The organism is Sphingobacterium sp. MYb388 (genome assembly GCF_037479535.1).
GTDB classification, from domain to species: domain Bacteria; phylum Bacteroidota; class Bacteroidia; order Sphingobacteriales; family Sphingobacteriaceae; genus Sphingobacterium; species Sphingobacterium anhuiense.
Genome location: NZ_JBBGYV010000002.1, coordinates 492,935 through 506,171, shown reverse-complemented (window position 1 = coordinate 506,171; position 13,237 = coordinate 492,935). Strand labels below are relative to the sequence as shown.

At 36.7% G+C, this 13,237-nt stretch carries 7 protein-coding genes and 1 pseudogene; 4 read left to right on the top strand and 4 right to left on the bottom strand.

Annotated elements, in window-relative coordinates; translation table 11 throughout:
• Positions 1 to 20 precede the first annotated feature (20 nt).
• The 3 genes and pseudogenes from WH188_RS08060 to WH188_RS08050 all read left to right on the top strand — a co-directional run bounded on the left by WH188_RS08060 (position 21) and on the right by WH188_RS08050 (position 2,196).
• Positions 21 to 596: a Crp/Fnr family transcriptional regulator gene (locus WH188_RS08060; RefSeq protein WP_339423735.1), complete on the top strand. Its 576-nt coding sequence runs from the start codon at positions 21 to 23 to the stop codon at positions 594 to 596.
• Between the two features lie 70 nt (positions 597 to 666).
• Positions 667 to 1,362 carry an alpha/beta hydrolase gene (locus tag WH188_RS08055; RefSeq protein ID WP_339423734.1) on the top strand — a complete coding sequence of 232 codons (696 nt, stop codon included), beginning with the start codon at positions 667 to 669 and terminating at the stop codon, positions 1,360 to 1,362.
• Positions 1,363 to 1,398: 36 nt separating this feature from the next.
• Positions 1,399 to 2,196 (top strand): annotated as a pseudogene (locus tag WH188_RS08050) (zinc-dependent alcohol dehydrogenase family protein).
• 508 nt (positions 2,197 to 2,704) lie between these two features.
• On the opposite strand, the gene WH188_RS08045 reads toward WH188_RS08050, so the two are convergent.
• Entirely contained in the window at positions 2,705 to 3,763 is a 1,059-nt protein-coding gene (locus tag WH188_RS08045; RefSeq protein ID WP_339423733.1) for a succinylglutamate desuccinylase/aspartoacylase family protein, read from the bottom strand.
• A gap of 866 nt (positions 3,764 to 4,629) precedes the next feature.
• Between WH188_RS08045 and WH188_RS08040 the strand changes: the two genes are divergently transcribed.
• A complete protein-coding gene (locus WH188_RS08040; protein WP_339423732.1) occupies positions 4,630 to 6,795 on the top strand; it encodes a TonB-dependent siderophore receptor in 2,166 nt (721 codons plus the stop codon).
• A gap of 230 nt (positions 6,796 to 7,025) precedes the next feature.
• Here the strand turns inward: WH188_RS08040 and WH188_RS08035 are convergent, their stop codons facing one another.
• From WH188_RS08035 to WH188_RS08025, 3 genes are all read right to left on the bottom strand, one after another.
• Positions 7,026 to 8,588 (bottom strand): SusD/RagB family nutrient-binding outer membrane lipoprotein, encoded by a 1,563-nt coding sequence (locus tag WH188_RS08035; RefSeq protein ID WP_339423731.1) that lies wholly within the window; start codon positions 8,586 to 8,588, stop codon positions 7,026 to 7,028.
• A gap of 66 nt (positions 8,589 to 8,654) precedes the next feature.
• A complete protein-coding gene (locus WH188_RS08030; protein ID WP_339423730.1) occupies positions 8,655 to 11,813 on the bottom strand; it encodes a SusC/RagA family TonB-linked outer membrane protein in 3,159 nt (1,052 codons plus the stop codon).
• Positions 11,814 to 12,286: 473 nt separating this feature from the next.
• Entirely contained in the window at positions 12,287 to 13,201 is a 915-nt protein-coding gene (locus WH188_RS08025) for a hypothetical protein (protein WP_339423729.1), read from the bottom strand.
• Between the last annotated feature and the right edge of the window lie 36 nt (positions 13,202 to 13,237).

The window sequence follows — 13,237 nt, the reverse complement described above, 5'->3', positions numbered from 1 at the left end:
ATATTATTTTTCAAAAGGATATGGATAATAATTTCAAATTATACAGTAATATTTTTCACCTAAGTGAATTCCATTTCGACAAATTTTTCCCATTGCTCAAAACAAGGCTTATTGAAAAATCAGGATACTTTTTAAGACAGGGAGACCGTTGTCAGTATTTTGCATTTGTAAAAAGCGGTACATTACGTAGCTTCCATATAAATGACAAAGGAGCTGATATCAGTTATAATTTCCACTTTTCTGGGCAGCCATTTACAGAATATGAGAGTCTTTTGTCGAATAAGGAATGTACCTTAAATATCCAAGCTGTCGAAGACTCTGAATTATTTCTTCTTCACAAGGATGATCTTAAAAATCTGTATTCCGTTGATTCCTATTGGCTGTCCTATGGACGAGAAATGAAAGAGATGTTGTATTTGGAATCCAGGAAGAGAATTGAAGATCTGCTTTATTTTGATCCGGAAACTAGATATACAAATCTACTAAAAAAAAGTCCTCATATCTTTAGGTTTATACCTCAAAAATATATTGCAAGCTACCTTGGTATCACGCCACAGTCATTAAGCAGAATAAGAAAGCGTATTTCTAAAAGTTAACTTAAGTGAATTTTTAAGAAAGCAATATCTTGTAAATTTGTCTTAGATAAGACAATCTTAAAGAATGGAAATGACAAAAAATCTGACAATAATTTTAGTGCATGGTGCATGGGCAGATGGTTCTCAATGGAAAGGTGTTATACCTTTTATACAAAAAGCAGGTTATGTCGTTAGAGCCGTACAGCTTTCACTATCTTCTGTAGAAGAAGATGTTGCAAGAACAGTAGATATGATCGAAAATGCCGGAAGTCCGGTTTTGCTGGTAGGTCATTCCTATGGTGGCATAGTCGTAACTTCAGCTGGAAATCATAAGAACGTTGTAGGAATAGTTTATTTAGCAGCCTTTGCTCCTGATACAGGGGAAAGTCTGGAAATGCTGTTGGGAAGAAGGCAAAGTTACGGTGCTGAAAATATTTACCCCGACAAGAAAGGATTTCTCTGGTTTAGAGAAGAACAATTTCATAATTCGCTTTGTCAGGATCTTGATGCTGAGAATGGAATGGTATTAGCCGTTTGCCAACGTCCCATCCATAGCGTATGTATTGGCGCAGAAATGAACGATCCTGCTTGGAAGAATAAGAAATGCTGGTACCAGATATCAACCGATGATCAAATTTTACCGGCTGAAACCCAAAATGAAATGGCAAAGAGAATGAGCTCGGAAAAAGTATTCAATTTGGATGCAGGACACCTTTCTATGCTTTCTAAATCCCAAGAAACTTCATCAATTATTCTAGAAGCAGCTTCTTATATCGAAGAATTTTGAAAATAAGAACGCTCAAGGACTAAAAAATTAGACCTGATGCTAGCTAAGGGAGCTTTTGAGAAACCGCTACCACATATTCTAGGATCAGACGCTGTTGGAGTTGTAGAGCAAATCGGCAGCAAGGTTACGGCTTTCAAACCCGGGGACCGTGTCTCTACTCACTACATACAGGGTTGGCAAAATGGGAAACTAAAACCTGAAGATTTGAAAACGCGTCTGGGTATAGAGCAGCGTGGCGTATTTTCGGAATACATTGCAGTACCGGAAGAATTTCTAGTAAACGCACCATCCACTCTGATCTTTGAGGAGGTTGCTGTTACGCCTTTGGCGGGTGTAACCGCTTGGGAAGCCATTTCAAATATTAACGAACTAATGGCGGGACAAACTGTCCTGTTGCAAGGTACCGATAGTGTTTCCATTTTCGCCCTGCAATTTGCAAAGGCAAAAGGAGCTAAAGTGGTGATCCTTTCGGGTAGTGATAAAAAATTGAAAACGGCAAAAGAACTGGGAGCAGATGTGACCATTAACTATGTTTCGGAACCAGAGTGGACTGATAAAGTGCTGGATACAACGGCCGGTTTAGGAGTAGATCTGGCACTGGAGATGTCTTGAACAGGAATTTACCAAACCTTAAAGGCTACAAAATTTGGTGGCAGAATTGCCATTGTCGGTATGCTTGGCGGTATCAGTGCTGAAATATCCGTACTGGATGTAATGCTGAAAAGCATTTCCATAACCGGAGTACAGGCCGGCTCAAAAGCTTCATTTGAAGACATGAACGAATTTATCGAGAACAATCAGATCAAACCAGTAATTGACAAAGTATTTCCGTAAGACCATTCTTCAATTTGTAAAAACGAGTTTGAATGGGATCATTAGTAACATACTTGTATTGATAACCTCCTTCTGTTGCTTCTTTCCATTGATACTTATCTACTTGGGCATAAGTACCCGTAGTAATAAACAATAGAGAGAAAAGCTATTGTCTTTAGGTTTTTATTCATAATAAAGCTTTTGTTTTAAAATAGTGATATGAAAGTTTGATTGTAAATAATTTAACAAATTATTTTATAGCAATTATCGAAATTAACAACACAAAATACAATGAAGAGGCTATAAAACAAGAAAAATAATATATTTTAAAACAGCATAACGATAAAAAATACAGGTTACTAATGAATTTAATAGAATCTCAATTAATTTTTCTATTTATAAGCAATAAATTAAAAGTTTGGTTGTGAAGAAGTTTGCTGAATAATTTTCTAAAGTTCAAAGAATGTGCTATTTAAAGCATTGATTTATTTTAACAGTAACAATATATTTTCTAAATATTCACAAACTCTTATTCTGAAAAATTATCATCAATACCAATGCAGCATAACGTCTCTCCTATGTTGACAGGGGGCGTACCGATTTTATAAAGAATCACTCCGGTTGCCGGTGCCAAAATTGTACTGATCTTATTACCGAAAAGATCAGTGATAAAACCGATCTCATCATCGCGTTGCACATGGTCGCCAGCCTTGATATTGCTATAAAATATACCTTGAACAGGAACCGAAATATATGCTTGTTTGGTATACCTGATCTTTTTAAAGGAAGTCGGACTAATATCTTTCTTATCATACATCTTCAAAGCAAATAGCATACGGTAAATAGCATCATTGGTCTTTGAGACTTCGTCTTTATTCCAGTAACCTAGTTTTCCAATTTCTATGCTTAATGCAGTAATCCCTTGACTGACGGCTTGCTTAAAAGCATACATCGCAGGTTGATGAGCATTGAGAATATAGGGATAGGACACAATGGTATCAAACCCACTAATCTCACTGAGATGAGCAGCCTTTTTAGTCTGTGCTTTGAACTCTTCATTATTATAATAACATATAAAAGGAATAAGATCTTCTCCTACATCTCCACCGTGCATATCCAAAAGCACATCTGTTGCGCTAAAAACTTCGCGTGTAAGAAAATCTGCCATCACCTCAGTAATGCTGCCATTGGGATGACCTGGAAAAACCCGATTCAGATTCTTTTCGTCCATTGGATTTACGAATGGAGTACGGCTATAAAAAGATGGTACATTGGCAATTGGAATTATAATTAGATTTCCCTTTAATTTTTTAGGATCTATTTCTTTACGCAATTGCAATAGCGACAATATGGTCGGATATTCCATTCCATGAATCCCGGCTATAATGGTAAAAGTAGGTCCCTTTTCTGAACCGCTAACCAATGTGATAGGAATAGGTACAGTTCGTTTATCTCTAGTAGTTAACTGAAAAGTAGTATCGGTTATAACTGATTTTTCTTGATCTAAAATACGCCGTATACTTAATTTCTGTGCCTTTAAAGATTGAAAAGTGATCAGGATAAATATCAAAAAAGAAAAATGCTTCATATAAGTACCTGCTAATGCAATGATGTTGCAAATATATTGAAAAGATTAAAAAAATCAATTATATTTGCATCGGTTTAACATATTATCACATCGCTTTTGAAATCATTCACAACAATATTGCTATTGATCTGTATCGTTATGATGAGCTTAAGCAAACTTTTTATAGTTGTGAGTTTTTATGCAAACCGTTCCGAAATAGCGGCAAAGTATTGTGTAAATAAAAATACGGTGACAATGCACTGTAACGGTAACTGTTTTTTGATGAAGGCTTTGAAAAAAGAAGGCCAAAGAGAAAAAGATATTCAAGAAATTTTCTCCAAATCTACCTTATTAATTTGTCATAGTTATTTCCCGATATTAAAAAAAAACCGTCCTTCTACAATTTTTGACCAAAGTTATTCACTACTTACTGATGTCCCTTTGTGGAAACTAAATCTCTACAACCGGTTACTAAGACCTCCTACTATCTATACCACATAATTATATTTTTATAGCAAATTTGCTAAAAGTCTGCTACCAAAAGTTGTACAATTTAATTATAGGTACGCATTTTCTTATCTCAAATACTTAAAAATAAAAATCGTAAAGGAGTTGCCTTTATTCAATAGAATTTATTGATGAGGGATATAGCGCTTTGTCCTTAACGAGAAGGAAAAATTGCACATACGTGCTTCGCACAACACTATAACATAACATTCAAAATTAGCACATTCATTAGTTAAAATTCAGGTAAATACACGACCAGCTATTTTGATGCGTACTGCGAACAATTTAAAATATTAAACCAACATTGATCTAATAGACACAACTCTAAAAAAGTTGTATTCAAAATTTTTCAACTATTTATAATTCAACATCCGTAACTCATGTCTTTACGTCCAATATATTTTAAACTCTTCTTAACCCATGCAATCGTCTCTTTCCTTTTTACCTGTAGAGTAACCGCACAAACTACAGACTCCCTTAAATTAAACCGGTTAGATTCCGCATATGTGAAAGGCCGTATCAGTGATAAAGACAGGTCTAGCTTTCAGACTGCACGTTTAAATATTCATGATCATGAAAATCCACAAGTAACGACGAGCGTGGGAATAAAACTTACGCAGAATAGAAATTATTATACACAAACAGCTATGCTGTCTAATGCAACCGGAGTGACACCAAGCTGGGCGGGACTAGCTCCCAATTTTTCAATCCGCGGTTTTAGAACTAGAAGTAATTTTAGAAATGGCCTAAATGCTTATTTACAATATAGTGATGATAATAGCAACATACAACAGTTAGACGTGGTCAAAGGGCCTAGCGGCACCTTATTTGGAGGCGCTAATATGGTTTTTGGAGGACTCATCAATGTGGTTACATATGTTCCCGTAGACAGTACTTTTACCAATTTCTCACTTACAGCAGGAAATAATAATTTTCAGCGTGCAAGTTTGGATGTCAATACTGTTTTAGACTCCAGCCATAATCTGCTATTCAGAATGTTCGGCACCTATGTAAACAGAAAAAGCTTCCAAGATCAAGGTTTAAATAAAAACATATTTTTATCTCCAAGCTTTAACTATCAAATAAATACCAAGTTAAAAGTAAAGTTTGAAGCTGAGTTTTTAAGGAAAGAAGCGACCAATAGTCCATTATTTACTCCGGGAAATCCTAAATTAAATGGAAAATTAGTGAATATAGAAAATTCAAGAAATTTAATGCTTGACTACAATAGATCGTATACAGATAATAGCATATTATGGAAAACAACATCTATTAATCTTTATGGTAAAGTGACTTACTTAATATCTGATAAGTGGCAATCAGAAACGAACGTTGCCACAACTTATGGCACTTCAAGCGGTGATTACCAAACCAACTTATTGACCAATGATAATAATTCAGTAGCAAGAAGAGTATTACGTTATGATGCGGAAGATATCACTAACCACCAAGTACAACAAAATTTCATTGGCAATTTCAGTATTGGTAATTGGTACAATAAACTCCTAATAGGTCTTGACTATTATCATTACAGTTATACAGCAAACTATAAAAATGCTGGATACATAGATACAGTTTCTATTAGAAACCCTTCTTTATCGGCAAACTTATTTAATGTAGATCTTATTAGTAAATTGGTTATTTCTAAGCAACCAAGTCACACAATAGCACCTCAAAATACGTATGCTGCGTATGTTTCAAATGTCCTTAAACCATTTGATGCGCTATCAATCATGTTAAGTGTCAGATATGACCGATTAATAAATAGTGGTACGAAAGATTTAGTATCACAGACCACTACGGGCGCATTTAATCAAACATCTTTAACACCTAAGATCGGTTTTACTTATCAGTTCATACCTAAAGTATTTACTTTATTTGGCAACTACATGAGTGGTTTCCAAAACATTGCGCCCACAAGTATCAACGGTATATTGTACAGTTTCAAACCGCAGTACGGTAGCCAGTGGGAATCAGGTCTAAAAATTTCTTCCCTGCATCAGTTGTTGGAAGCGACAGTAAGTTATTACGATATTAATATCCGCAATACTGTTATGGCAGATCAAAACGACGCTACAAAATATATACAAGGTGGCAGGCAGTATAGCCGTGGAGTAGAAATCGACATCCAGACGGAACCTATAAAAAATTTATATTTACATGGCGGAGCTGCTTACAATGACAGTAAAATAACAGAAGCAGAAGATGCAACAAAAGGTCTAAGGCCAGTTAATGCAGGACCTAAATGGTCAGCTACATGGTATGCAAATTACCAATTTCCAGTATATGGTGACAACAAATGGACGGCAGGTATTGGAGGAAATTATATCGGACAGGATTTAATAATCAACAGCAAAAAAGCTGGAAGTTTTTCCACAGACGATTATACACTTTTTAATGGTATGGTCAGTTATCAATACAAAAAGTTCAAATGCAATTTTACGGCAGACAATATTTTTAATAAACATTATTATTACGGAGGGAGAGGGTTTATTACTCAGGGCAATTTACGTCAGTATAACTTAGCTTTAAGTTTACATTTCTAAAAAAGGTACACCCTCCTCATAATAGAAAAAAAATCGAATAGATAACATGAGTCCTGTAATTGTAGATTTACTATGCTTAAAGGGTTTTGAAATCACAGATCTCCTTTCGCTATTTAAATAAATATTTAGATTTCAACTACAGGGACTCAAAATATAACTATTCAAAATTTTATCAATCTCAATTAAAGTATAACGGCCAACAAAAATATTGGCCGTTATACTTTAATTTTTTATTGTTTGTCCCACCAAACGCGAGATGTCATCTGGTCTCCTTTATCCAATCGGCTAACGGCCTGCTGGTAATTAGTTGCATTGACTGTTCCTTCTTCTGTTGGATAGGTAAATCTTCTTGGAATGGTACCGTTTGTTGCATTACCAATATAATTAACCTGCTTTAATACCGGATATCCTGATCTTCTCCAGTTAGCAAAAGATTCATACTCATCCGAAAATGTATTAATATAGTATTGTGTATTGATCTGCTCCAATGCCTTAGATTCAACAAATGGATTTTGTGTTAAATAACGTGCTATTGCACCGTCATCTATACCGGCTATACTAAATTGGGCAAATTGCTTCATCGCAGCTTGGACTCCTGCTTCATAATAGTTTTTAGCTGAACCAGATATCCATCCTCGATATGCCGCTTCAGCTAACAAAAGCTGATTTTCTGCATAAGTCACTAAAAATGTAGGTGCATCTAGACGAGCATAAGTATATCTATTGACAACAGAGTATTTATTCATTGCTCCAGGATACAGTGGATAGTCTTCAATAAAAGTCGCTCCTCCTTTTATCTGATCATAACCATTAGGCATGCCGACTTGTTTACTCGCAGCGGTATCACCTCTTGACCAACGGGAATCATCTACTTTAATAGCAGGATCTGCTACAACAGTTGAAATGAATCGTAATCTTGGATCATTCGTATTTTTCAATAAATTGATGAACGATTCACTCATGCGGTAAGCATTAGGATCTTCGTGCGCGTAAATCTTGGCGAATGGTTCTGCACTATTGTTTGCTGTAACCGCACCGGGATGTAATACAAGTGCACTTTCATCGTTACTGGTAAACAGACCTCCTGAAACGGCTGTATTAACCCAAGTTTTGGCCAGTTCTGCATTTACTTTGGAAAGACGCATTCCCAAACGTAACATCATAGAATACGCAAATTTTTGCCATTTGACTACATCACCTTTATAAATGATATCTGCATTTCCAATTGTAGAAGTCTTACCATTTAGATTCGTTGCAGCTTCCTTAAGTTCTTTCAACATATCCAAATAAATGGACTCCTGGGTATCGTAAACGGGATATCCTTTTCCTTGATAAAAAGCTTGACCTGCCTCAGAGTAAGGGACATCACCGTAAAGATCTGTCATTCTGTGAAAAATAAGAACTTTCATGATCCGTGCCATCTGGTATTCCGTATAAAAATTCTCCTTATCTTTCCAGTTCTCCATTAAATCCACAACGTCACGAATACCGTTAGGATACATACGATCCCAATATGCTGCATTATAGCCTGCACTGTAGGTATATTTATCGCCATTCCAATAGCTTTCTACAGATGCTGTATGCTGGATCATTGTACTGATATAGATCAAGCCATTACGCCATGCTTCATACTCTGTACCGTAGCCATATTGCTGTACATTTGTAAAGATCAATTTATAATCCATATTATCTTTCCCTATCGCTTCTGGATCGACATTCACGTCTCCAAATTTAGTACAAGAGGACAGTCCAAGTCCAAGTACAGCACAGAGGTATAGTAGTTTTGTTTTCATTTTTTCTTTCTTTTTCCTGTTACTAATTCTCAATCTGATCTTTTAGCAAACTGCTAAATCATTCTTTTAGAATTTTAGATTAAGGTTAAAACCAACATTTCGTGTCATTGGATAACCATTCAATTCAAGCCCTTGAGCATTGCTAGTATTATAAGCTGATTCGGGATCTATATTAGGTGTGTTTTTATGAATTGTCCATAAATTGCGCCCTACTAAAGATAACGAAGCACTTCTGAAAGGTGTTTTTGACAAGATTGAACTCGGCAACTTATAACCAAAAGAGATCTCTCTTAACTTAACAAAGCCTGCATCATACACAAACTCTTCGGTAAAAGACTGATCTACAACATATTTCCAATAAGTTTCCGCATCGACGGCAGTGGTATTCGCCGCACCAGAAAGATTAACTCCTTTACCTACAATATTACCATCTCTACCTTCTAAAGTTGCTTTGTGTAAACCGGAGCCATAAAGGTTTAGGTTTGTACCCGAAAAGATCTTCCCTCCTAACTTAACATCCAACAACATGCCTAGGCTAAAATTCTTATAGGTAAAGTCATTTCTAAATCCGCCTGTAAATCTATGGACACCGGTACCAAGTACTTCTACTGCGTCAGAGCGAACAGGAAGACCTTTGTCGTCAAAAATACGATTTCCAGATGCATCTGTTTTATACTTGTAACCAACGATCTGTCCATAAGCTAGGCCAACAACATTCTGTACGGAAGCATTTCCCGATCTTGAAAGTCCACCCTCGAAAATCAAGTTATTTTGAGCACCAAGACTCATCACTTCGCTATCATTGAAAGCAAAATTTATAGAACTTTTCCATGTGAAATCAGTAGAGCGGATGATATCCCCATACAACATTACCTCAATACCTTTGTTGCGCAATTCCCCTATATTTTGAATTGCTGAGGAATAACCTGATCCAGTACTTGTAGTTACACGAACAATATCATCAGTTGTTGTTTTTTGATAAACAGCTAAATCCAAGCCCATTCTATTACCCCAAAATTCAAGATTTGCTCCAGCTTCCCATTCACTAATGCGCACCGGTTTCAAATTGGCATTTGGAACAGTCTCATTTTTAATCGTTCCGATCGGTTGGCCTTGAATCTCAAACGACTGCATTTGATATGCCAATGCCGTTTGATAAGCGCTAGTTCCATTAGAGGATGATGCTCGAGATAGTCTCAATTTACCCATATTGATCCACTCAGGTAAATCAAGATGGTCCGTAAATACATAACTTAAACTGGCTGATGGATATAGATACCCATTATTTTCAGGATCAAGTGTTGAAAACCAATCGTTACGTGCGGACAAGTTTAAAAACAGAAAATCTTTAAAGCTAAAATCCGCGGTACCATACAAAGATTTTACTTGATATTCATTATATAACTTTTTGAAAGTACGTGTACCAGCCGCGACATTTCCTGTCGAATAAAAACCATCTAAAATAAAAGGGCGGATACCGCCGTCAGTTCCCCAAGTTTCACTGCGGGTTTTCTGATGGTTACCACCAACTGTTGCCGAGATCGAAAAATCACCAAGTTTTTTCTTCGCACCGATGAGGTAATTAAAATTTGTTTCTTCAAATTCGGTATTATATTCGTTGATATATCCATTTGGATCAGCGGATGCACCTTTAGGTTGAACCTGTTTGAAAGCTAGGTTGTAGCCATCACGTGTGGCAGCTCCTTGTGCATACAACCAATCGGTTATATCATAACGCAAGTTGAATCCACCTGTGAGTCTTTTTTTAGTAGACTTATTTGACTTACGGTTTTGTAAAAAATAAGGGTTATTAAAATAAACGTTATTTCCGGGTTGTAATTCTTTTCCAAATTCATCTACCTCAGCTTCCAACCAACGAACATCATAACCATTTGCTAAGTAAAGAAGACTTGCATTGGTATTTCCATTACCATCTGAAAGATTTGCCCGGTTATCGACAAACTCAAAAATATAATTAGCATTGATACCCAATTGTACCTTTGGCGTAATTTTATATGTAGTATTTAAATTGGCTCCACGTTGATTAGACTTGGCATTTGGCAATATTGAACCTTCGTACATATTGTTTAGACCGAGACGAAATGTTGATTTTTCGTCACTACCGCTAACTGCTACAGATGTTTGATTGCTTAGGCCTGTACGGTAGAAGTTCTTCCAATTGTCGATCGGAGAATAGGCATAATTATTTCCAAATTTGTTGACGGCTTGACTTCCGTCCATTTTCGCTCCCCAACTTTGGTTATAGGTATCATTTGCAGCACCAATAGCAGCAGGTTTAATCCCCTGTCTTCCTTGACCATATGTGTCCTGAAAATCACGAAAATCGTATATTGTATTTACGGTCATGTTGTTATTCAAATCGACGCCTATACCTTTACTACCCTTTCCTGATTTGGTCGTGATCATAATTACACCATTTCCACCTCGATATCCATAAAGTGCAGAAGCTGCTGCTCCTTTTAGCACCTGAATATTTTCAATATCATCGGCATTGATGCTATTCAAACCATCACCCATATCCATTCCTCCATACTGTCCAGCAGAACCTTGATTACTATTAGTTAGCGGAATACCATCGACAACATATAATGGCATGTTATTGCCTGTCATTGAAGCTGCACCACGAATAACCACACGGCTACTTCCACCCAGGCCAGTTGAATTACCCGCAACACTAACCCCAGCAACTTTACCGCTCAACGCATTACCTAAATTCGGGTCACGAGCAGCTGTGAAATCATCTCCTTTGACAGAAGTGGTCGAATAACCCAAAGATTTCTTTTCGCGCATGATTCCTAGTGCTGTAACGACAACTTCTTCCATCTGAGTACTTGAAGCTGTTAACCTTAAATCAAGCGAGGTCTTATCTCCGACAATAACTTCTTGAGTTTCATAACCTATAAAACTGATAACAAGCGACTGACCTGAGGTTGCAGCGATTGTATATCGGCCAGCTGCGTCGGATTGAGTTGCGATATTAGTTCCTTTCACACTAATGGTCACTCCTGAAATTCCCTGTCCTGTACTAGCGTCCTTAATTGTACCGCTTATTGATTTCTGAACATTCAATGTACTTCTATCCTTACTTGTAAAGGATAAGGTACTTGCTGCCTGTACCTGTGAATAGCTAGTTGCGAGGGCTACAAGCGGTATAATCCACTGTTTGGTCGCGATCGCCAGTTTAATTTTGTCAGAATGCCACATAGTTTTTTAGTTAATAAATGGAATAGTTTTACAATTGTTAAAAAACAGAATATCTGCCTTTTTTAATACCTTAAGCAAACGGTTGCTTTATGGTTTGGTAAAAATAATATAATAATTGTAATTTAGACATATAAAATCAAAAATAAACCTACAATTAAAACCTTTTAGCTAAATGCTAGACCTCAAATATTAAATGAATGGAATTAATAAAAAGCACGCAGTTCATATAAGAACGAGTAGGCTTCAGGGACAGAGAATAGCGGAAGTATAACTAAACGCCAAAATAAAAGGTCTAATTTTCATTAGACCTTTTATTTTATAATAACTATTGATACTACGATCAATCTATCTCTAGATTGAAAAATTTTGCTAAACGGATGCGCAGTAGATTGTAGCATGGCAAGATCAAACAATCTTGATTTCCGTTTTTCAGTATCTGTTTTTATGGAAAGCTCAATACGTAATTCCCATTACTAATCGCTCGATTCCAAACTTTCTCGATAAGCTTTACTAATAAAATTATACGTCAACATGGCGGCACCTTCTTGCGAAAGAACAGGATCTCGTAAAACGGCCAGTTGCATGGTATTTTCATTCAACGACATAATACGAACATCGCCCCAATCGACCACGATACCATCTTGAGGTTTACCATGTAAGGGTGTTGCATCAACCATACGGATCGTCTTCTTGTCCGTATCAATCATAAAGGATCCTTTTTGCTTTCTACCTAGCATATTGTGGTTGACGATTACATTGGCGCCTCCTTTCAAATTAAAAGTCATTTCTCCATAATCACCCGCTGGCATAAGCCAGGTATTTTCTTTCCAGGTGGGATCCCAAAGCCAAGAATCGCTATTAAGAGGCTTTCCTTGCTGGTTGACATTGCCCCACCAGTCTCCTGTTCCATAAAAATATAACGGCCCTTTAAAAACTCTAGACAGTCCATTTTGATCTAGATCCAGATACCAGGTTTTCTCTTCTCCTGCTCCACCTGCCAACAGTGTCCAGGTTTCGTCACTGATAAATTCGGCATACATATCATCTACCTTAAAAGTGGCAGGTTCTCCATATACAATACCACCGCGGGTTTCAACGCCGAACTTCACTTTGTATTCTCCAGGGAATGGAATTCTCAGGGTAACCTTTTTATCTTGGCTACGTCCCTGAGGATGCTCCCACAAGGGTGTATATTTTGCATCCACCAAACTGGTCAAGTAAATAATATTGGGATTCGAAGCATCATGTTCAATTTTATACGATACACCCTCTACAATCTGGGCAGGCGCAATATCGATATCCCCTAATTCATATTTTTCAGGAGTACAGGCTCCAAACAGAACTATTCCAATAAAGAAATAGATGCTATACTTTACTATATTTTTCATCTTTGTACAATTTTTATCAAAGCAAAATTCAACGAT

Excerpts from the sequence above, each read along its gene's own strand:
- WH188_RS08030 (WP_339423730.1), bottom strand. The coding sequence starts at position 11,813 with ATGTGGCATTCTGACAAAATTAAACTGGCGATCGCGACCAAACAGTGG.
- WH188_RS08055 (WP_339423734.1), top strand. The coding sequence starts at position 667 with ATGACAAAAAATCTGACAATAATTTTAGTGCATGGTGCATGGGCAGAT.
- WH188_RS08025 (WP_339423729.1), bottom strand. The coding sequence starts at position 13,201 with ATGAAAAATATAGTAAAGTATAGCATCTATTTCTTTATTGGAATAGTT.
- WH188_RS08035 (WP_339423731.1), bottom strand. The coding sequence starts at position 8,588 with ATGAAAACAAAACTACTATACCTCTGTGCTGTACTTGGACTTGGACTG.
- WH188_RS08060 (WP_339423735.1), top strand. The coding sequence starts at position 21 with ATGGATAATAATTTCAAATTATACAGTAATATTTTTCACCTAAGTGAA.
- WH188_RS08045 (WP_339423733.1), bottom strand. The coding sequence starts at position 3,763 with ATGAAGCATTTTTCTTTTTTGATATTTATCCTGATCACTTTTCAATCT.
- WH188_RS08040 (WP_339423732.1), top strand. The coding sequence starts at position 4,630 with ATGTCTTTACGTCCAATATATTTTAAACTCTTCTTAACCCATGCAATC.